At 62.9% G+C, this 20,556-nt stretch carries 19 protein-coding genes; 9 read left to right on the top strand and 10 right to left on the bottom strand.

Translation table 11 applies throughout. From position 1 onward, the window contains the following. The first annotated feature begins 60 nt into the window (after positions 1-60). Positions 61-1,170: a CaiB/BaiF CoA transferase family protein gene (locus ACVWVY_RS07860; RefSeq protein WP_456625835.1), complete on the top strand. Its 1,110-nt coding sequence runs from the start codon at positions 61-63 to the stop codon at positions 1,168-1,170. A gap of 104 nt (positions 1,171-1,274) precedes the next feature. On the opposite strand, the gene hppD is transcribed toward ACVWVY_RS07860, so the two are convergent. Next, positions 1,275-2,390: a 4-hydroxyphenylpyruvate dioxygenase gene (gene hppD, locus ACVWVY_RS07855; protein WP_456625834.1), complete on the bottom strand. Its 1,116-nt coding sequence runs from the start codon at positions 2,388-2,390 to the stop codon at positions 1,275-1,277. Between the two features lie 120 nt (positions 2,391-2,510). Here hppD and ACVWVY_RS07850 point away from each other — a divergent pair, with 120 nt between their 5' ends. Together ACVWVY_RS07850 and ACVWVY_RS07845 are read left to right on the top strand one after the other, a co-directional pair. Next, complete coding sequence (locus ACVWVY_RS07850; protein ID WP_456625833.1) at positions 2,511-2,978, top strand: Lrp/AsnC family transcriptional regulator; 468 nt, start codon at positions 2,511-2,513, stop codon at positions 2,976-2,978. Between the two features lie 87 nt (positions 2,979-3,065). Further along, positions 3,066-3,377, top strand: a complete 312-nt coding sequence (locus ACVWVY_RS07845) for a DUF1272 domain-containing protein (RefSeq protein ID WP_456625832.1) — start codon at positions 3,066-3,068, stop codon at positions 3,375-3,377. A gap of 138 nt (positions 3,378-3,515) precedes the next feature. Here ACVWVY_RS07845 and fahA read toward each other — a convergent pair whose 3' ends face one another. From fahA to ACVWVY_RS07820, 5 genes are all read right to left on the bottom strand, one after another. Beyond that, complete coding sequence (gene fahA, locus ACVWVY_RS07840; RefSeq protein ID WP_456625831.1) at positions 3,516-4,787, bottom strand: fumarylacetoacetase; 1,272 nt, start codon at positions 4,785-4,787, stop codon at positions 3,516-3,518. 175 nt (positions 4,788-4,962) lie between these two features. Beyond that, positions 4,963-6,309 carry a homogentisate 1,2-dioxygenase gene (gene hmgA / locus ACVWVY_RS07835; RefSeq protein WP_456625830.1) on the bottom strand — a complete coding sequence of 449 codons (1,347 nt, stop codon included), beginning with the start codon at positions 6,307-6,309 and terminating at the stop codon, positions 4,963-4,965. A gap of 2 nt (positions 6,310-6,311) precedes the next feature. Beyond that, positions 6,312-7,268: an MBL fold metallo-hydrolase gene (locus ACVWVY_RS07830; protein ID WP_456625829.1), complete on the bottom strand. Its 957-nt coding sequence runs from the start codon at positions 7,266-7,268 to the stop codon at positions 6,312-6,314. A gap of 33 nt (positions 7,269-7,301) precedes the next feature. Beyond that, positions 7,302-7,529: a DUF2783 domain-containing protein gene (locus ACVWVY_RS07825; RefSeq protein ID WP_456625828.1), complete on the bottom strand. Its 228-nt coding sequence runs from the start codon at positions 7,527-7,529 to the stop codon at positions 7,302-7,304. Between the two features lie 9 nt (positions 7,530-7,538). Further along, a complete protein-coding gene (locus tag ACVWVY_RS07820) occupies positions 7,539-9,152 on the bottom strand; it encodes an FAD-dependent oxidoreductase (protein WP_456625827.1) in 1,614 nt (537 codons plus the stop codon). 183 nt (positions 9,153-9,335) lie between these two features. On the opposite strand from ACVWVY_RS07820, the gene ACVWVY_RS07815 reads away from it, so the two are divergent. Continuing rightward, entirely contained in the window at positions 9,336-9,803 is a 468-nt protein-coding gene (locus ACVWVY_RS07815; RefSeq protein ID WP_456632139.1) for a MarR family winged helix-turn-helix transcriptional regulator, read from the top strand. Positions 9,804-9,808: 5 nt separating this feature from the next. Here the strand turns inward: ACVWVY_RS07815 and ACVWVY_RS07810 are convergent, their stop codons facing one another. The 3 genes from ACVWVY_RS07810 to ACVWVY_RS07800 are packed head-to-tail and all read right to left on the bottom strand — an operon-like array spanning position 9,809 to position 11,867. Further along, positions 9,809-10,153: a RidA family protein gene (locus ACVWVY_RS07810; protein WP_456625826.1), complete on the bottom strand. Its 345-nt coding sequence runs from the start codon at positions 10,151-10,153 to the stop codon at positions 9,809-9,811. A gap of 13 nt (positions 10,154-10,166) precedes the next feature. Further along, positions 10,167-11,048, bottom strand: coding sequence for an NAD(P)-dependent oxidoreductase (locus ACVWVY_RS07805; protein ID WP_456625825.1), 882 nt, complete (start codon positions 11,046-11,048; stop codon positions 10,167-10,169). A 12-nt stretch (positions 11,049-11,060) separates the two neighbouring features. Continuing rightward, entirely contained in the window at positions 11,061-11,867 is an 807-nt protein-coding gene (locus tag ACVWVY_RS07800; RefSeq protein ID WP_456625824.1) for an N-acyl homoserine lactonase family protein, read from the bottom strand. A gap of 533 nt (positions 11,868-12,400) precedes the next feature. Here ACVWVY_RS07800 and ACVWVY_RS07795 point away from each other — a divergent pair. From ACVWVY_RS07795 to ACVWVY_RS07775, 5 genes are all read left to right on the top strand, one after another. Further along, complete coding sequence (locus tag ACVWVY_RS07795) at positions 12,401-13,867, top strand: caspase family protein (protein WP_456625823.1); 1,467 nt, start codon at positions 12,401-12,403, stop codon at positions 13,865-13,867. 146 nt (positions 13,868-14,013) lie between these two features. Next, positions 14,014-14,691 carry an OmpA family protein gene (locus ACVWVY_RS07790; protein WP_456625822.1) on the top strand — a complete coding sequence of 226 codons (678 nt, stop codon included), beginning with the start codon at positions 14,014-14,016 and terminating at the stop codon, positions 14,689-14,691. A gap of 172 nt (positions 14,692-14,863) precedes the next feature. Then, a complete protein-coding gene (locus ACVWVY_RS07785; protein WP_456625821.1) occupies positions 14,864-15,787 on the top strand; it encodes an efflux RND transporter periplasmic adaptor subunit in 924 nt (307 codons plus the stop codon). Beyond that, the gene (locus tag ACVWVY_RS07780) at positions 15,787-18,951 is read left to right on the top strand and encodes an efflux RND transporter permease subunit (RefSeq protein WP_456625820.1); all 3,165 of its coding nucleotides are present in this window, start codon (positions 15,787-15,789) and stop codon (positions 18,949-18,951) included. The genes ACVWVY_RS07785 and ACVWVY_RS07780 overlap by 1 nt, the downstream gene beginning before the upstream one ends. Positions 18,952-19,068: 117 nt before the next feature. Further along, positions 19,069-19,428 (top strand): hypothetical protein, encoded by a 360-nt coding sequence (locus ACVWVY_RS07775; protein WP_456625819.1) that lies wholly within the window; start codon positions 19,069-19,071, stop codon positions 19,426-19,428. Between the two features lie 263 nt (positions 19,429-19,691). On the opposite strand, the gene ACVWVY_RS07770 is transcribed toward ACVWVY_RS07775, so the two are convergent. Next, positions 19,692-20,366, bottom strand: coding sequence for a Crp/Fnr family transcriptional regulator (locus tag ACVWVY_RS07770; protein ID WP_456625818.1), 675 nt, complete (start codon positions 20,364-20,366; stop codon positions 19,692-19,694). Between the last annotated feature and the right edge of the window lie 190 nt (positions 20,367-20,556).

Raw genomic sequence — 20,556 nt, 5'->3', positions numbered from 1 at the left:
ATTTAGCTAATCAACTAATTAAGACGTTTCTAGAGACGCTGCCCCTGGGAGAGAAAACAAGTGCTCGACAAACCAGCCACCCAATCCGCCACCCGCACCTCCGGCCCGCTCGCCGGCTTCCGCATCGTCGAATTCGCCGGCATCGGCCCGGGCCCGTTCGCCTGCATGATGCTGGCCGACATGGGCGCTGAAGTCGTGACGCTCGATCGCGTCGGCGCGAAAAAGAACCTGAAATCGGTCGCGGGGCGCGGCCGAAAGGTGGTCGAACTCGATCTAAAGGACAAAGCCGCAATCGCGCAGGTGCTGGACCTGCTCGCTGGCGCCGATGCGCTGATCGAGGGCTTTCGTCCCGGCGTGATGGAGCGGCTTGGCCTCGGACCCGACGTGGTGATGGCGCGCAATCCGCGGCTGGTGTTCGGCCGCATGACCGGCTGGGGCCAGGAAGGCCCGCTGGCGCAGGCCGCCGGCCATGACATCAACTACATCTCTGTCACCGGCGCGCTTGCCGCAATCGGCACGAAGGAAAAGCCGGTGCCGCCGCTTAACCTGGTCGGCGATTTCGGCGGCGGCGCGCTCTATCTCGTGGTCGGCGTGCTGGCAGCACTTCTGGAGGCGTCAAAGTCCGGCAAGGGCCAGGTGGTCGACGCCGCGATGTGCGACGGGGCGGCCTCGCTGATGTCGATGTTCTTCGACATGACCGCGATCGGCCGCTGGGTTGAGGGACGCGAGCAGAATTTCCTCGACGGCGGCGCGCACTTCTATGGCATCTATGAATGTTCCTGCGGCAATTTCATTTCGATCGGTTCGATCGAACCGCAATTCTACGCGCTGCTGCGTCAGCATGCCGGCCTCACGGACGCCGACTTCGACGCGCAGATGGATCGCAAGGCCTGGCCGGCGCTGAAGGAAAAACTGACAAAAGTGTTCAAGAGCAAGACCCGCGAGGACTGGTGCAAGATCATGGAAGGCACCGACATCTGCTTCGCGCCGATCCTGACCATGGCGGAAGCACCGAAGCACCCGCACAACGCCGCGCGCAACATCTTTGTCGAGCGTCACGGCGTGACGCAGCCCGCGCCCGCGCCGCGATTCTCGCGCACGCCGTCGGCGATCCGGGATGCGGAGAAGGCCGATATCGGTGAGCTGACGAGCGCGTGGACTAAGCGATGAACCGTAGGGTGGGCAAAGGCGCTTTGCGCCGTGCCCACCACAACTAGCGAAATCGCTCGTTGGCGAAGATGGTGGGCACGCTTTGCTTTGCCCACCCTACGAAGCTACGCCGCGTCCACCTTCAGCACGCCCCGGCGAATCTGATCCTCCTCGATCGATTCGAACAGCGCCTTGAAGTTGCCCTCGCCGAACCCATCGTCGCCCTTGCGCTGGATGAATTCGAAGAAGATCGGCCCGATCGCGTTCGCCGAGAAAATCTGCAGCAGCACCTTGGTGTGGCCGCCATCGACGACGCCCTCGCCGTCGATGAGAATGCCATCGCGCTGCAGGCGGACGACGTCTTCGCCGTGCTGCGGCAGCCGCGCGTCGATCTTCTCAAAGTAGGTAACCGGCGGCGACGGCATGAACGGCAGACCGTCAGCGCGCAGCCTCTCGACGGTGGCGTGGATGTCCCGTGCGCCGCAGGCGATATGCTGGATGCCCTCGCCGCGATAGATGTTGAGATATTCCTCGATCTGGCCGGAATCGCCGGCATCCTCATTGATCGGAATCCGGATCTTGCCGTCCGGGCTGGTCAGTGCGCGGGAGAACAGGCCCGATGCCCGGCCTTCGATGTCGAAGAAACGGATCTGGCGGAAGTTGAACAGCTTTTCATAGAAGCCGGTCCACACATCCATCCGCCCACGATGGACGTTATGGGTGAGGTGATCGATGTAGTACAGCCCCGCTCCCGCGGGCCGCGGGTCGATCGCGCCCAGCCATTCGAACTCGAGGTCATAGGCCGAACCCTTGGCGCCGTAGCGGTCGATGAAATAGAGCACGCTGCCACCGATGCCCTTGATGGCGGGAACGTCGAGCGTCTTCTGCGCGGCAGAAATATCGGCGGCCTCCGCACCCAGCGAGAGCGCCCGCTCATAGGCGAGCTTCGCATCGACCACGCGAAACGCCATCGACGGCGCGCAAGGCCCATGCGCGGTGACGAAGCCATGGCCGTGGGTGCCGGGTTCTTCGTTGACGAGATAATTGATGTCGCCCTGGCGATAGACGGTGATCTTCTTGGTCTTGTGGCGGGCGACCGGCGCATAGCCCATCAGCCTGAACAGCGCGTGAAGCTCTTCAGGCTTCGGGTGGGCATACTCAACGAATTCGAAACCGTCGGTGCCCATCGGGTTGTCGGCGCTGATGGTGGCGGCTGGCGCGTCGTGCGGAAACGGACCCATGGCGATCTCCTGAAAATTGATCTGGATCAATATCGGTCGAAATGACTGCAAAGTGTGTGCAAACGGGACCGCGTTCAGCTAGTATGATGCACGATCCGTGCACTATGGCGGTATTTTTGCATGATTTCCGTAGACGCCTTCGACATCAAAATGCTGGCCGCGCTGCAGGACGATGGCCGGCTGACCAACCAGCAACTGGCCGATCTCGTCGGCCTGTCGGCCTCGCAATGCTCGCGGCGGCGGATGCGGCTGGAGGAAGAAAAGGTCATCGCGGGCTACCACGCCGACCTCGCCGGCGAAGCACTCGGCTTCAACCTGATCGCCTTCATCCACATCACGCTGGCGACGCATTCGCCCGACAACGCCAAGAAGTTCCGCGCGCTGGTCAATCGCGTTGACGATATCCAGGATGCCTATTCGCTGACCGGCGACGCCGATTACGTGCTGAAGGTCGTGCTGCGCGACCTCAAAGACCTCTCCGATCTCGTCAATAACGTGCTGATGCCGCACCAGAGCGTGGCGCATGTGCGCTCGTCGATCGTGCTGGACCGGCTGAAGGAGAGCGCGAGGTTGCCGCTACGGGGTTAGCATGGCCCAAATCGAGGGAAATCTGTCATTCGCGAATCCCATTCGATTTGCGATGATCCGCGCATCAAATCAACTTACGAGACCGCCATGGCGTTGCAACTCCGGCCGAACTGCGAATATTGCGACAAGGACCTGCCGCCGAACGCTGTGGACGCGCGGATATGCTCCTACGAGTGCACGTTCTGCGCGGATTGCGTGGAGAACAAGCTGCACAACGTCTGCCCGAACTGCGGCGGCGGTTTTGAGCGGCGGCCGATCCGGCCAGCGACAGAGCGACGGCCAGGGGTGTGCGCCACCAAGCAGTTGCCGTCGGACAAGCGCGTGCATTTGAAATACAGCGTCGAGGACGTCGCGGCGCATTGCGCGCGGCTCAAGGATATTCCGCCGCAGGAGCGGTGAAACCTCACGTCGTTGCGAGGATCCGTAGGGTGGGCAAAGCGAAGCGTGCCCACCATTTCGCAGCGCGGCAGCTGATCGATGGTGGGCACGGCGCTTCGCGCCTTTGCCCACCCTACGGATCCTCTTACGCTCCTAGAATTACTCAGAGGCGACGATCGTCCCCTCGACCTCGCCGAAGCCGACGCGGTAGCCGTCACCCTGGCACCAGCCGCGCATCACCAGGGAATCCCCATCCTCCAGGAACGTGCGCTTCACGCCTCCGGGCAGTTCGACCGGCTCGGTGCCGTTCCAGCTAATCTCCAAAAGACTGCCGCGCTGGTCCTTCTCCGGACCGGAGATGGTGCCAGAACCCAAGAGATCGCCGACATTCATGGCGCAGCCGCTCGAAGCGTGGTGCACGAGCTGCTGCACCGACGACCAGTACATGTATTTGAAGTTCGTCCGGCTGATATTCACGGCTTCGTTCATTGTCGCCGCGCGCAGGCCGACCTCAAGCGCCATGTCGTAGTTGTTCGGCTGCACCTGCTGTAGATAGGGCAGCGGCTTTGGATCCTGCGCAGGCCCGTGCAACCGGAACGGCTCCAATGCCTCGCGCGTCACCACCCACGGGCTGATCGACGTACCAAATGCCTTGGCCTGGAACGGCCCGAGCGGCACATACTCCCACTGCTGGATGTCGCGCGCACTCCAGTCGTTCAGGATCACGAAGCCGAAGATCATTTCCTCGGCCTGCTTTTCCGTCAGCATCTCGCCCATGTCAGACGGCTGGCCGACCACCACGCCCATTTCGAGCTCGAAATCGAGCCGCTTGCAGGGGCCAAAACTCGGCACATCGGCGGTCGGCGGCTTCAGCTGCCCGCGCGGCCGGCGCACCGGCGTGCCGCTGACCACGACGGTCGACGCGCGGCCATTATAACCGATCGGCATGTGCAGCCAGTTCGGCTGCAAGGCGTTGTCCTTGCCGCGGAACATCACGCCGACATTGGTGGCGTGTTCCTTCGACGAATAGAAATCGGTGTAGCCGGGGACGGCGAAAGGTAGATGCAGCTTCACATCCGCCATCGGGACCAGCGCGCGCTTGCGCAATTTTTCGTTGTCGCGCAGTTCCGGATGGTCGCGCCGCAGAAGTTCGCTGATCCGCGCGCGCGTGCTCGACCACACCTTTGGCCCCAGCGCCATGAACGGATTGAGCTGAGGTGCTGCGAACACCGCCGGCTCGACGACATCGAAGCGGCAATCCTGCGCAAGCTGCCAGAGATCCAGCACGTAATCGCCGATCGCAACGCCTATGCGCGGGGCGAGGCCATCCCTGGCGGAGAACACGCCGTAGGGGAGGTTCTGGATCGGAAAGTCGGAATCGGGCGCGACGTCGATGAAGGAGCGGAGTTTGGGGTCGTTGGGGTGGGGCATACTTGGGGCTCGTCCTTTCTTCCTTCTCCCTTTGTGGGAGAAGGTGGCGAAATCGACCGGAGGGAGATTGCGCCGGATGAGGGGTTCTCTCCGCGGAGACAGACCCCTCACCCGTCTCAATCGCGCGACGCGCGATTGATCCACCCTCTCCCACAAGGGGAGAGGGGAAGAATCGTTACGGCTTGTTCGGGTCGAACCGCTTCTCAAGTCCCTTCCAGCAATCCGCATAATCGTCCTGCAGGGTCGCCGACTTCGCCGCGTGCGCGGTGACGCGCTGCGGGTATCGCGTCTCGAACATGAAGGCCATGGTGCCGGTCAGCTTCACCGGCTTCAACTCGCCATTGCTGGCGTGATCGAACGCCTGACGGTCCGGGCCATGTGGCAGCATCATGTTGTGGAGCGAGATGCCACCGGGGACAAAACCTTCCGGCTTGGCGTCGTAGACACCGTAAATCAGCCCCATGAACTCCGACATGATGTTCATGTGATACCAGGGCGGACGGAAGGTGTTTTCGGCAACCGCCCAGCGCTCCGGGAAAATGACAAAATCGATGTTCGCGGTGCCGGCGGTTTCCGACGGCGAGGTCAGCACCGTGAAGATCGAGGGATCGGGATGGTCGAAGCCGATGGCACCGACGGGGGAGAACGTGCGCAGGTCGTATTTGTAGGGCGCGTAATTGCCGTGCCAGGCCACCACGTCGATCGGCGAATGCGGCAAGGTGGTCTTGAACAGCGAGCCGCCCCATTTCACGTAGAGCTCGGTCGGCGTGTCCTTGTCCTCGTAAGCCGCCACAGGCGTAAGGAAGTCGCGCGAATTGGCGAGGCAGTTGGCGCCGATCGGCCCCCGCTCCGGCAGCGTGAAGGCGCCGCCATAGTTTTCGCAGAGGTAGCCGCGCGCGGGTCCTGACGGGATCTCAACACGGAATTTCACGCCGCGTGGAATCACGGCGATCTCGCCCGGCTCGATATCGATGCGGCCGAACTCGGTGACAAGGCGCAGATTGCCCTGCTGGGCCACGAACATCATCTCGCCGTCGGCATTGTAGAAGTGCTGATCGACCATCGACCTGGTGATGAGATAGACATGCGCGGCCATGCCGGCCTGGGTGTTGGCATCGCCCGCCGTCGTCATGGTCTGTACGCCCTGCAGGAAGGTCGTGTCCTCCTCAGGGATCGGCGCCGGATCCCAGCGCAGCTGCTCGACCATGATCTCCTGCTCATGGCACGGCGCTGTGCGCCACAGCCCGGCATCGGCTTTGGCAAAGCGTCCCGAATGCTTCACCGAGGGACGGATGCGATAGAGCCAGGATCGCTCATTGCTGCCGCGCGGCGCGGTGAAGGGCGAGCCTGACAATTGCTCGGCATAGAGTCCGTAGGCACAGCGCTGCGGCGAGTTGCGTCCCATCGGCAACGCGCCGGGCAGTGCCTCGGTCTCAAAGCTGTTGCCGAAGCCGGACATATAGCCCGGCGTCAATTGCGCGGTGCTGCGAACGATCTGATCAGGCGAGGTATTGATATTCATGGTCATCCTCCTCCTTGCAGGGCGGCCCACATTTCCTGGTCGCGCTTGTCGGTCCAGATTACGGGATCGTCGATTCCCGAAGCCTCGTCGAACGCGCGCGAGACGTTGAACGGCAGGCAGTGCTCGTAGATCGCGAAGCTGGAGAACTTCGGGTCCATCACCTCGCGCGTCGCCGCCATTGTCTCCTTCAGCGTGCGGCCCTTGGCGACCGAGCTTTCCGCCGCGCCATAGAGCGAGGTGACGAAATCGCGGGTCATCGCGATCGCGTCGCGACCGGTGGAAAGTCCCTTCAGTGCATCGCCGCGGCCCGGCGCGATCGCCTTGGGATTGAAGGCGCGGATTTCATTCAGCGTGGGAGGCCATTCGCGCAAATGCGCGTCGCCGCAATAGCAGGCCGAGTGATACTCGATCAGGTCGCCGGAAAACATCACTTCGGCATCCGGCACCCAGGCGACGATGTCGCCGGACGTGTGTCCCGCGCCGAGCTGCATCAGCCGGACCTCTCGCTTGCCGAGATAGATCGACATCTCGCCTTCAAAAGTCAGCGTCGGCCAGGTCAGGCCGGGAATGCTCTGCGCATCCTGGAACAGGCGCGGAAAGCGGCCATATTCGGAATCCCAGTCCTGCTGGCCGCGCTCCTCGATCAGCCGATGGGTTTCGGCTGACGCCACGATGCCCTGCGCCTTGTAGGCGGAAGCGCCCAGCACGCGCACGGCGTGATAATGCGACAGCACGACATATTTGATCGGCTTGTCGGTGACGGTGCGAACGCGTTCGATCACTTTGTTCGCCATCGCCGGTGTCGACTGTGCGTCGAACACCAGGCAGCCGTCGTCGCCGACGATGATGGCGGAGTTCGGATCGCCCTCGGCGGTGAACGCGTAGAGATCAGTGCCGATTTCGGAGAAGGTGATCTTCTTCTCCGCCATGTCGGTCGTGGACGCGAAACCCTTGGCCATCTATTCGATTCCTGACTTCGTTCGAGACGTGAATTATTGCTGCTGTTGTTGCTGCTGCTGGCTCGCGTCGAGCATCCGCCGCTTGGCGAGCGCGATGGCCTCGTTGAGCACGGCGATATCGCCGATGTGGTTGGCGAGCACGAGAACCAGCGCCGCGTCGAGATCGGCGCTTTGTTCGTCGCTCAAGCCGCGATGCGCCTCGACAACAGCGCGAAAGGCGTCGTCCGGTTTCGCAAAATTCGAACTGGTCGATAATGCCATGACGCAACCTCAGTTGATGCCTGCCGCTCGCGCCAGCGCAGCGTCAAGCCCCTCGCGGGTCGGGTGTCGGAACCGCGCCGCCACATAGCCGTCGGGACGGAGCAGATAGGCAGTGCCCGGTTCGGCGTCGTAGCGCGCAGCGGCGAGGCCTGCCGGATCAATCAGGCCGCTTTTCCCGCCGATCCGGATGGTGCCCAGCCCTTCGGGCGCTTCCGCCGTCGCGCCATTGCTAAACTCCAACAGCGTGAACCGCGTTCCGGCTCCGATGAAAGCGTCGGTGAGGAACATCGGTTCGCCGCCCGGGCCTGCAACGGGCGCATCCAACATCGAGGCGCCAGGACATGGGCCGCCGCGCCAGGAACCGCCATCGGCGGTCGAGAGCGGCGTTGCATAGATCGAGGGTGTCGAGAGCCGCCCTCCGTTCACCATGCGCTTGCCGAATTCGGTTTCCTTGGCGAGCGACAGCACCGCCTTGCGCAACCGCGCCTCCTGGTGCGAATTGGGAGCCATGAAGTCGGTCGAGCGGGTGGATTCGCGGATGTTCTCGTCGGCTGCCGCACTGCGTTCGGCGTGATAGCTCTCCAGCAGCCCCTCGGGCGACGTTCCGCGCAGCACGCGGTCGAGCTTCCACGCCAAATTCTCGGCGTCCTCGAGCCCGGAATTGGCGCCGCGAGCGCCGAACGGCGAGACCTGGTGCGCGGAATCGCCCGCAAAGATCACGCGGCCATGAATGAACTTGTCCATCCGCCGGCACTGGAACTTGTACAGCGAGATCCATTCGAAATCGAACTTGTCATGGCCGAGCATGCGTGCGATGCGCGGCCGCACGTTTTCCGGCAGCTTTTCGACGGTGGGATCGGCAAATCGACTGAGCTGCAGATCGATCCGCCAGATGTCGTCGGGCTGCTTGTGCAGCAGCGCCGAGCGTCCGGCATGGAATGGCGGATCGAACCAGAACCAGCGCTCGGTCGGGAACGCGGCCGTCATCTTGACGTCGGCGATCAGGAACTGATCCTCGAACACCTGTCCTGCGAATTCCGCGCCCGCCATTTGCCGCAGCGAGGATCGGGCGCCGTCGCACGCGATGACGTACTGCGCATTCAGCCGATACGGACCATCCGGCGTCTGGATCGTCAAAGCCACATGGTCGTTGCGCGGCTCGAGCGCCGTCACCTTGTTGCGCCAGCGCAGATCGATTGCGGGAAGCTCGCCGACGCGGTCGACCAGATAGGCCTCCGCGTAGAACTGCTGCAGGTTGATGAAGGCCGGCCGCTTGTGCCCCTGCTCCGGCAGCAGGTTGAACTGGTAGAGCTGTTGCTCGCCGTGAAAGATCTTGCCGACGCTCCACACCACGCCCTTGTCGACCATGCGCTGGCCGATGCCGAGCCGGTCCCAGAATTCGAGCGAGCGTTTTGAAAAGCAGATCGCCCGTGAGCCCTCGCCGATGCGGTCGGCATCGTCGAGCAGCACGATCTTTTGCCCGCGTTGCGCCAGATCGATCGCCAGCGACAGCCCCACCGGACCCGCGCCGACCACCACGATCGCGTGTTCGGCAATGTTCGCACCCGCCCGATCCTGATCGGGATGGCGGCGATAGCCGAACTGGGTTTTAGTCAGCGCCATGCGGCTCAACCCCGTGACTAGCCAAGGGTCTCCGACCCTGCTAAATTAGTCGCATCTGCAACTATCTTAAACCCCGGGCCGGGTTCGGCGTCAACTCAAATTGGAGCGATTTTGCCAAAAGCGTCATCCAGCGAAGTAGCTGCCGGCCCGCGAGAAGAGAGCGCATCCAAGCGAAGCGCCAGGCTGGACCTGTTCGGCTTCGTGCCATTTCGCCTGAACCGGCTGGCCGCCGAAGTCAGTTCGGCGCTCTCGGTCGAATATGCGGCCCGCTACGGGCTCGACATTCCGGAATGGCGCGTGCTGGCGACGCTCGGCTTCCGCCACGACCCCTGCAGCGCGCAATACATCGCCCAGTGCACCCGCACGCATAAATCCACCATCAGCCGCGCCGTCACGGCATTGATGAAGCGGCAGATCGTCGAGCGCGTCGAAAACGAGGACGACCGCCGCGAATTCCGCCTGCGCCTGACGCGCAAGGGCGCAACGCTTTACGAAGAACTGATCCCGCGCCTGTTGCGCAAGGAGCAGGAGATCTTGTCATGCCTGTCGGCGCAGGAGCGACGCGATTTCGCGCGGCTCCTGGGCAAGATCGAGGAGAGCCTCGATCTGGTGCAGACCAGCGAAGAGGCGGACGCGAAGGAGGCTTACTGACCGGCTCACTTCACCGCCGTCACCACGATCTCCACGATGTGCGGCGGCTCGAGATCGACGCCGAGGCAGGCGCGCATCGGCGGATTTTTGGTATCGACCCATTCGTCCCAGGCGCGGTTCATCTCGCCCTTTCGCTTGATGTCGGTGATATAGACGATTGCCGAGAGGATCTTGCTCTTGTCCGTGCCGCACAGCGCGAGGCTTTCGTCGATCCGGGCCAGCGCCTTTGCGCTCTGTTCGTACATCGAGGAACTGACCGGATCGGGCGCGACCGCCACCGTGAAAACCAAATCGTCGTGCGCGACGGCGCGGCTGCGGGTGGGCGTGAGCCCGGCAAAGCGAGTGATCATCAGGAATCTCCGGTTAGCGGCTATCAATATGCTTGGCGATGACAGGAAAATAATTGTCTCCCGATCCGGCATCGATGGCTTCCTGCAACACGGCGCCGATCAACTCAGCGCCGCGGATTTTCAATCCCGCATCCGCCGCCAGCTCCAGCGCATAGGAAAGATCCTTCAGGGCGTACTCGGTCGAAAACGCGCGCTCCGGAAAATTGCCGGGCACGATCGCCTTCATGCCGTGATTGCGTAGCGCAAAACTGTCGGCCGAGCCCTTTGAAAGCGTATCGAGCAGCAGTTTTGGATCGACGCCATTATGCTTGGCGACCGCGACCGCCTCGGCCAGCGCATTGACGGTTTCGAACAGCACCATGTTGTTGAGAATCTTCATCACCTGCCCGGCGCCGACCTCGCCGCAATGGGTGACGTCGGTCGCAAAGCAGCGGATCAGCGGCTCGACATCGGCGTAAAGCGCCGGCGTCGCTCCGACCATGACGCTGAGCGTGCCGTCCTGCGCCGCCTGTCGCGTGCGCGCGATCGGCGCGTCGGCCCAGGCCGCGCCCCTGGCCTGCAACTGCGCGGCAAAATCGCGGGTCTGGCTGACCGACGACGTGCCGAGGTCGACGACGACCTGCCCGCTCCGGATGTTCTTCAGAATGCCGTCGCCTTCGAACACTGCGCGCACATGTTTGGCGCTGGGCAGGCACAGGAAAAGCAGATCGCTTTGCTTGATCAATTCGGCAGCGGAGGCCGCGACGTCGGCGCCGTCGGCACCCAGCCGCGCCAATGGCTCCGGCGACCGATCATAGGCAAGGACGCGCTTGCCGCTCTTCTTCACGAGATTGCGGCAGATCGGCTCGCCCATTACGCCGAGGCCGATGAAGCCGACAGTCTTGTATGCTGACATCACAACCATCAGTTATTTTGCGAACGATCGCGACGGCGCGAGATGCAGCGCGAACGCATCGACCTTGTCGCTGGCGCGCGGGTAGATTTCGCTCACGATCGGATCGTGGCCGGGGATGAAACGGTCGGGATGGCCGGCCAGCCGCTCGACGATTTCCCAGCCCTGCGCCATGTCGCCGACATTGTAGACGATCGGAAACGGGCTGCGCTTGTGCAGATTGGCGTAGTAATGCGCCGCATCCGACGCCAGCACCACCGGCCCGCGCGCGGTTTCCACGCGCACCACCTGCAGGCCATCGGAATGGCCGCCGACGCGATGCACCGTCACGCCAGGCGCGATCTCGCCATCGCCGGAATGAAAGGTGACGCGCTCGCCATAGACATGGCGCACCATCGTGGTGACGTGCTCGACCGAAAACGGATGCCGCAGCATGCCGTTGCACATGCAGCGCCCGGTCGCGTAGCTCATCTCTCGGTCCTGCAGATGAAACCGCGCGTTCGGGAAGCGATCGAGATTGCCGGCGTGGTCGTAATGCAAATGGGTGACGATCACGTCGCGAATCGTGTCGGCGGCGACGCCGAAATTCGCCAGCGCATCGACCGGATTGAGCGTGAGCTTGCGCGAACGCGCCTTCGCCTCTTCGGCGTTGAAACCGGTGTCAACCAGGATGTCGCGGCCGCCCCCGCGGATCAGCCAGACGAAATAATCCAGGTCCTGCGCCGTGGTCTCGTGCGGGTCGGGGATCAGAAAATTCAAATGGGGGGTGCGCGGCGACATCGTCGCATAGCGCAGCGCGTAGATTTCGTAGGCGTTTCCCATCGGTGTCACTTTTTTCTTGGATGCTTGGATTGGCCGATCCCGGCAACAAGCCATCGTCATCCGCAAAGGTCAAACGCGGCGCGCGAATGACAGCCGCGCGACAGTGCTGCACACTATGTGAGACGGATCACATTACCACCGAGGGGCGTCGCCCGCGAAGGTAGGTGACGCGGTATCAGCGGCAGCGATAAACCCGACCGGCCGCGGCCCGCTGGAAACTCCGCGTTCGCGGGTACGACGGGTCGTGTCGGGACGCGAAGCCGGGCACTTGCGCTAAAGCATCATCGGCTGATCAGGAACCGTTTGCACCGACCAAATCGCAAGCTGTGGTTCTGCCATCACAGACGATTTTATTCCCTTCATCCGCCCGGCCCTGTCGCGGTTAATTGTCGCAATTAGTGACGACATCGCAAGCAGTTGACGGGCCGCGGGCGCGGTTTGATAATGCCGAAAGCGTAGAGTAAGGTCGCCGCGGCGCGAGCTGGCATCGGCGCTATTTGGGCTGGACTGCCGTGATCTGGACTGCCGTCATTATGAAAATCCGCCTCGCATTGATCCTCACATTGCTTTTTTCAGTCGCGTCGGTAGCCCCGTCGTTCGCAGCCGGCGAGCGCTATGCGCTGGTCATCGGCAACGCGAAATATCCGGACGCCGAGGCGCCGCTGAAGGAGCCGATCAACGATGCGCGTGACATCGCCGAGGAGCTCAAGCGCGACGGTTTCAATGTCGATATCGGCGAGAACCTGACCGCCGAGCAGATGCGCCGGGCTTTCGAGCGCCTGTACGGCAAGATCAAGCCGGGCTCCGTCGCGCTGATCTTCTTCTCCGGCTTTGGCGTGCAGTCGAGCCGCCAGAGCTACATGATCCCCGTCGATGCCCAGATCTGGACCGAGCCCGACGTCCGCCGTGACGGGTTCAGCCTCGAGGCCGTGCTGGGGGAGATCAACAGCCGCGGCGCCGGCGTCAAGATCGCGCTGATCGATGCCTCCAGGCGCAATCCGTTCGAGCGTCGCTTTCGCAGTTTTTCCGCAGGCCTTGCGCCGGTGATTGCGCCGAACGGCACGCTGGTGATGTATTCGGCCGCGCTCTCGTCCGTCGTTTCGGACAATGGCAGCGACCGCAGCCTGTTCGTGAAAGAGCTGCTGAAGGAAATTCGCACTCCCGATTTGATGGCGGAGGAAACGCTTAATCGCACCCGTGTCGGCGTGACCCGCGCCTCGCGCCAGGAACAGGTGCCGTGGATTTCGTCGTCGCTGGCCGAGGATTTCTCCTTCATCCCCAGCGGCTCAGGCCCGCGGCCGGCGAGCCAGCCTTCGACCCCTGTGGCCACGGCGCCTGCAGCGCCACCCGCTCCTGCTCCCGCGCCTTCGCCCCCGACGGTGGCAGCCCCGGCACCTCCGCCTCCGCCGCCCGCGGCACAAAAACCGGTTGAAGCCGCGATTTCGCCGCCACCGCCGCCGGCCAAGCCGCCCGAGAGCCCCAGCCCGCCGGGGTCCGCGCTTGCCGACGACCCCACCATCAAGAGCCTGAACGACAAGCTCAAGGACAATCCGGACGATGCGGCCGCGCTGTACCGGCGCGGGCAGGTCTATGCGAGCAAAGGCGCCTACGAACTCGCCATCAAGGACTTCAACAATTCGCTGCGGCTGAACCCGAAGGATGTGGAAGCCTTCAACAACCGCTGCTGGGCGCGCACGGTGATCGGCGACCTGCAGGCGGCCCTGAAAGATTGCAACGAGGCGTTGCGGCTGCGACCGAATTTCGTCGACGCGCTTGACAGCCGCGGCCTCGTCAACCTGAAGAGTGGCCAAAACAAGAATGCAATTGCTGATTTCGATGCCGCTCTCAAGATCAACCCGAGATTGACGTCGTCGCTGTATGGCCGGGGCCTTGCCAAGAAGCGCAACGGCTCGATTTCGGAAGGCGACCTGGATATCAACAACGCGAAGGCGATGGACCCCAATATCGTCAAGGAATTCGCCGATTACGGGGTGCAGTGACGTTTTTTTGGATGAAGGCTGGGGGCCCTTCGAACCCCGCGGCGGGGCGCACAGACTAAAGTAAGCAGCCGGCCGCAATCCAAGGGTCCGGCAGCTCAATTGGATGACGTTGGAACGCGCGGGACGCCCGCAGGAGGGGACAGGCAATGGCAAATATCTCAGCAGCGAAAACCTTCACCGCAATCGTCTCGGTTGCCACACTCGGCGCCGCAATTTCGTTCGGTGCGGGAACCGCGCTGGCGCAGGACAAGAACGTCACCGAGGATCAGATCGTCCGCGCGCTGGCGCCGGAAAAGAAGCCGCTGACCCGCGGCCTTTCTACCGGTCCGCAGACCGTTGTCGACCCGGCAGTCGCCGCCGCCGAAGGCAAGTTCGTCCAGAAGATCCGCGGCCGCTCCACGCGCTCGCTTTCGAGTGCGGAACGCGAAGAGATCGCCGCCATCGTCAAGGACAAGCCGAAGATCGATCTGGAGATCAACTTCGACTACAACTCGGCCGATATCAGCACGAAGTCGCTGCCGTCGGTTCAGGCGCTCGGCCGCGCACTCACCAACAACGATCTCAAGGGCTCGACCTTCGTGGTCGCGGGCCATACCGACGCGGCCGGCGGTGAAACCTATAACCAGGATCTCTCCGAGCGCCGCGCCGACGCGATCAAGCGCTATCTCGTCGACAAATATGGCATCAACGGCACCGATCTCGTGACCGTCGGATATGGCAAGAGCAAGCTCAAGGATCCAGGCCAGCCGATGGCGGAAGTGAACCGCCGCGTCCAGGTCGTGAACATGGAAAACAAGTCCACGGCGTCGAACGCAGCCAAATAAGGCCTTGCAGGCAAAGACCTGCAAGTAAGGGCGTGCGCCGACCAATAGTTTCCGGCTACAATACGTCCCGCAGCACCCGTGCGGGACGTATTCGTTTTGGGCTCCATTGCAGGCCTTCGGCCGGCCAAATGCGCCCTGTTTGATTTGACTTCCAGTCTGGATTGATCCGGCGATGAAACTCTCCGAATACCTCAAACCTGCGCTCGGCGTGGCTTTCGTTGCCGTTGTGGCCTTCGGCTATTACTGGTTCGAGCTCCGTTCGCACCCGGAAGAGAAAGACACGCCGGGCCAGGCGCTGGTGATCGTGACCAAGTCCACCAATGCCTGCTTCTCCGACATGGTGCGCGTCACCGGCTTCATCGTACCGCGCCGCGAAGCGCAGGTCGGCGTTGATCAGGAGGGCTCCCGCGTCACCGACCTGCTCGTCAAGGAAGGCGACACGGTCACCGAAAATCAGGAACTGGCACGCCTCACTGCACCGCCGCAAATACCAGGCGCCCCCGCCGGCAAGCCCGGGCCGGTCTCACTGCGCGCCCCCGCCGCCGGTCTCGTCACCGAGGTCAGGACCGCGGTCGGCGCTCCCGCCTCACCGCAGGCCGGCCCGATGTTCCGTATTTCCGTGAACAACGAAATCGAGCTCGAGGCCGAAGTGCCGAGCGTTCACCTGCTCAAGCTCAATCCGGGTGCTACGGTGCGGATCAGCCGTGACGACGCGCCCGACGTGGTCGGCAAGGTCCGGCAGATCTTGCCGCAGATCGACCGCACCACGCAGCTGGGCAAGGTCCGGATTTCGCTGAACAACAATCCCTCGCTCAAGATCGGCATGTTTGCCCGCGCCAATATCGACGCCAAGCGCTCCTGCGGCGTCGCCGTTCCGCGTACCGCCATCGACCGCCTGACGCTGCAGGTCGTGAAAGGCAACATCATCGAGACGCGAAGGGTGCGCGTCGGCCTGACTTCCGAAACCTCCACCGAAATTCTTGAAGGCCTCGACGTCGGCGAAACCGTCGTGGCCGATGCTGGCACGTCCTTGCATGACGGCGACCAGGTCAAGACCATGTTCGCCGACGAACTCGAGCGCACGCGGGCACGCTAATGGCTTTGAATATCTCGGCATGGTCGATTCGGAACCCGCTGCCTTCGATTGTCTTTTCGATCATTCTCCTTGTGCTGGGCTGGGTCAGCTTCACCAAACTCGCGGTGACACGGCTGCCGAGCGCCGACATCCCCGTGATTTCGGTCGCGGTCGCGCAATTCGGCGCCGCACCGGCCGAACTGGAAAGCCAGGTCACCAAGACGATCGAGGACGGCGTATCCGGCGTCGAGGGCGTTCGGCATATTTCGTCGTCGATTACCGACGGCCTGTCGGTGACCACGATCCAGTTCGCGCTGGAGACCAACACCGACCGCGCGCTCAATGACGTCAAGGACGCCGTCACGCGCGTACGTTCCAACCTGCCGCAGAACGTCAATGAACCGCTGATCCAGCGTGTCGACGTGATCGGCCTGCCAATCGTCACTTACGCTGCGATCTCGCCCGGCAAGACGCCGGAACAGCTTTCCTATTTCGTCGATGACGTCGTCAAACGCGCGCTGCAGGGCGTACGCGGCGTGGCGCAGGTCGAGCGTATCGGCGGTGTCGAGCGCGAGATTCTTGTCTCGCTCGATCCCGACCGGCTGCAGGCCGCGGGGCTCACGGCCGTCAACGTCAGCCAGATGCTGCGCGGCACCAATGTCGACGTCGCCGGTGGCCGCGCCCAAATCGGCAAGAACGACCAGGCGATCCGTACGCTAGCCGGCGCCAAGACGCTGAACGAACTCGCCGGCACCATGATCCCGCTGTTCGGCGGCGGCGAAGTGCGGCTCGACGATCTCGGCACCGTTACCGACACCATCGCCGATCGCAGCACCTTTGCCCGCTTCAACGGCGAGCCTGTCGTGGCACTGGGCATCAAGCGATCCAAAGGCGCCAGCGACGTGAAGGTCGCCGATGCCGTGCAGGTTCGAATCGATGCGCTGAAGGTCGCCTATCCCGACGTCGATCTGAAGCTGATCGACACCTCGGTCGAATTCACCAAAGGCAATTACCATGCGGCGATCTCGACCCTTTTCGAAGGCGCGATCCTCGCGGTCATCGTCGTCTTGCTGTTTTTGCGCGACATTCGCGCAACCATCATCGCCGCGATCTCGCTGCCGCTGTCGATCTTCCCGGCGTTCTGGGCGATGGACCTGCTCGGCTTCTCGCTGAACCTGGTCTCCTTCCTCGCCATCACGCTGTCCACGGGTATTCTGGTCGACGACGCCATCGTCGAGATCGAGAACATCGTGCGCCACATGCGCATGGGCAAGTCGCCTTATCGCGCGGCCCTCGAAGCGGCCGACGAAATCGGCCTCGCCGTGATCGCGATCTCGCTGACGATCATCGCGATCTTTGCGCCCGCCAGCTTCATGTCGGGGATCGCCGGGCAATTCTTCAAGCAGTTCGGCATCACCGTGTCGGTGCAGGTGTTCTTCTCGCTGCTCGCGGCTCGTTTCGTGACGCCGGTGCTCGCCGCCTACTTCCTGAAGGACCACCCGCACGAGGATCCGCCGCCCGGGCGCGTTCTGCAGACCTACACCAAGCTCGTGACCTGGTCGGTGCGGCACTATTTCATCACCGTCTTGATCGGCTTCGGCGTGTTCGCGGCCTCGATCTGGAGCATCACGCTGTTGCCGCAAGGCTTCCTGCCGGCGCAAGACACCGCGCGTTCGCTGCTGGCGATGGAGCTGCCGCCCGGTTCGCAGCTCGCCTACACCGAGAAGGTGACGGAGGAAATCGTCGCCCGCCTGCGCAAGCGGCCCGAGGTGAAGAGCATCTTCGTCGATGGCGGCAGGGTGCCGCCGGGAACGCAGGAAGTGCGCCGCGCCGCGCTGATCATCAATTACACGCCGAAAGCCGATCGCAAGATCACGCAGCGGCAGCTCGAACTCGAGATCGGCCAGGACCTGGAAAACGTTCCGGACATCCGCTTCTGGTTCCTCGATGAAAACGGCCTGCGCGCAATTTCGCTGGTGGTGACCGGGGTCGACAGCAACATCGTCAACAACGTCGCCAGTGAGCTGGCGACGCAGATGAAGCGGATTCCGATCGTCGCCAACGTGATTTCGGAAACCTCGCTCGACCGGCCCGAACTGCGTATCCGGCCGCGCGCGGAGCTGGCGGCGCGGCTCGGCGTCTCCACCGAAAGCCTGTCGCAGACCATTCGTGTCGCCACTATCGGCGACGTCGGACCGGCCTTGGCGAAATTCGATGCCGGCGATCGTCAGGTGCCGATCCGCGTCCAGCTCGAGGACAGTGCGCGCAGCGACCTGCAGATGCTGCAGCAATTGCGGGTGCCGCTCGGCCAGCGCGGCGAACGCGGCGGTGTGCCGCTGTCGGTTGTCGCCGACATCCAGCTCGACCAGGGTCCGACCAGCATCAACCGCTACGACCGCGAACGGCAGGCGACGGTGGCCGCCGACCTCGTCGGCACCGCAGCGCTGGGTGATGCGACCAAGAAGATCTACGACCTTCCGGTCATGAAGAGCCTGCCGAAGGGCGTGAAGGTGAGCCCGTCGGGCGACGCCGAAAGCCTCAACGAATTGTCGGAAGGCTTTGCCACTGCCATCACCGCCGGCCTGATGATGGTCTATGCCGTGCTGGTGCTGCTGTTCGGCACGTTCCTGCAGCCGATCACCATCCTGTTCTCGTTGCCGCTTTCGATCGGTGGCGCCATCGCGGCATTGCTGCTGACCGGCAAGCAACTCACCACGCCGGTGTGGATCGGCATCTTGATGCTGATGGGCATCGTCACCAAGAACGCGATCATGCTGGTGGAGTTCGCGGTGGAAGCGATCCGCGAGGGCAAGCCGCGCGACGAGGCCATCATCGACGCCGGCATGAAGCGCGCGCGCCCGATCGTGATGACGACGATCGCGATGGCCGCGGGCATGATGCCGTCAGCCCTGGCGATCGGCGCCGGCGGCGAATTCCGCTCGCCGATGGCGCTCGCCGTGATCGGCGGCCTGATCTTTTCGACCATCCTGTCGCTGGTATTCGTGCCGGCGATGTTCATGGTGATGGACGATCTCGGCGCGCTGTGCTGGCGCTTCGGCAAGAAGCTGCTGGTGTCAAGCGGCGAGACCGAGGCCGCGCCCGCCAGCCACGGATCGGATCATCACCAGCCGCCCGCCAAGGGACCGCCGTCGGTGCCGCCCGCAATGTCGCCCGCGGCGAAGTGAGGGTGCAATCTTTGGAATGCGAGCTGAAGAGTGAAGCCGATGGCGAGCCGAGACCTCCGAGGAGCCGCCTATCATGAAGCCGGACACGCGGTTGTCGCATCAGTTCTAGGATTGAGAGTGGGCCGTATAGAAATCGGCATCGGCGGAGATGAAGCCAAGGGCTCCGCTGATATCGAACACGATCCGGATCTTCCGCTAACAGAGGCGCTTGCAGTTTGTGCGGCGGGGCTGGAGGCTCAGAAGTTATTCAAGGCTCCCACGCATCCTGGTGCTGGATGGGGCGACTACGGAATGATGATCGAATTGCTTGATGGCTTCGAGGAGGCCGCCAGCATTGCGCTTAGAGACGCGGGCCATCAAAGAGCTTATGAGTTGCTCATAACGCACTCCGATCAAGTTGAAAAAATCGCGAGGGCGCTAATTGTCCACCGTAAGATCGAACCTGACGCAGTGCACGATTTGCTAAAGCAATCGTAGCTCACCTGTCGTGACGTTCGCGGTTTCATTCGACACGAATTCCCCGCGATCGGCCTCAGCCAAACCCTTTGCGACCGCCGACCGCTCATCGTCTGACATCGAGTAGACGCCGGTCCGGCGCGCCTCGATTTCGCGAGCGTACTCGGCGAGTTATTGCTGATCCTCCACGGGCCAGGCCTCAGCGTGCTCGATCACTTCTTTGAGTATCTTGTTCATTCGGTCATCATACCACAGCAGGTCATGGTTGACGAAGGAGGGAAACCTCACTCGTTCCGTGCCACCGCCGTCAGCTTGGTCATGTTCTGCAGCAGGATGCGCCCGCGCTGCAGATCGAGAATGCCGTCCTTGCGCCAGAGCTGCAGTTGACGGTTGACGCTTTCGCGGGCGGCGCCGACGAAGACGCCGAGTTGCTCCTGCGAGATGTGCACTTCGGAACCGAAATCGGAGGCGAGTGCGCAGAGCCGCCGCGCCAGGCGCACCGGCAGCGGCTGCAGCACGGATTCTTCCATCCGCTCGCTCTGCCAGCGGATGCGCTGGCACAACAGCATCATGATCTTGATCGCGACCTTGGGCTCACGCTCGAGGAAGGCCAGGAAATCCTCGCGCCGCAGCACGAACAGTTCCGAGGGCTCGCCGGCAGTGGCGTCCGCGGTGCGGCTCTCACCGTCGAGGACGGCGACTTCGCCGAACAGATCGCCGGGGCCCATGAAATTCAGCGTCAGGCGGCTGCCGTCGGAGGCGCCAGTCTCGATCCGGATCTGGCCGCGTCGCACACCATACAGCGCGTCGCCTGCATCGCCCTTCTGGAACAGCATTTCGCCAAGGCCGAGCTGCGCAGTGTGGCAAAGACCGGAGATGCGCTGCAATTCATCCGCGCCCAAATCCGCGAACATCGGGTTCATTTTCAGGATGACCGCAAATTCGGCCTGTTTGCTCATTGTACTATTACCTTCTAAATCGTCCCGGACCTGCCCACCTCGGCGGTTAGCAGGATTCCAGCGCCTACGAGTGTGTCATAAGTCACATAACATTGCAGCACCCCCGGAATATTTTTGGCTTCTTTGGGCCCGACCCCTTTCCGGGATAAGCTCGCCTGACCGGTTGCGCTCACGTCTCGCGCCACCGAAA

The sequence above is a fragment of the Bradyrhizobium sp. URHC0002 genome, assembly GCF_054059515.1.
Note: the sequence above shows the minus strand (reverse complement) of the source record. Positions and strands in the feature narration are given on the sequence as shown.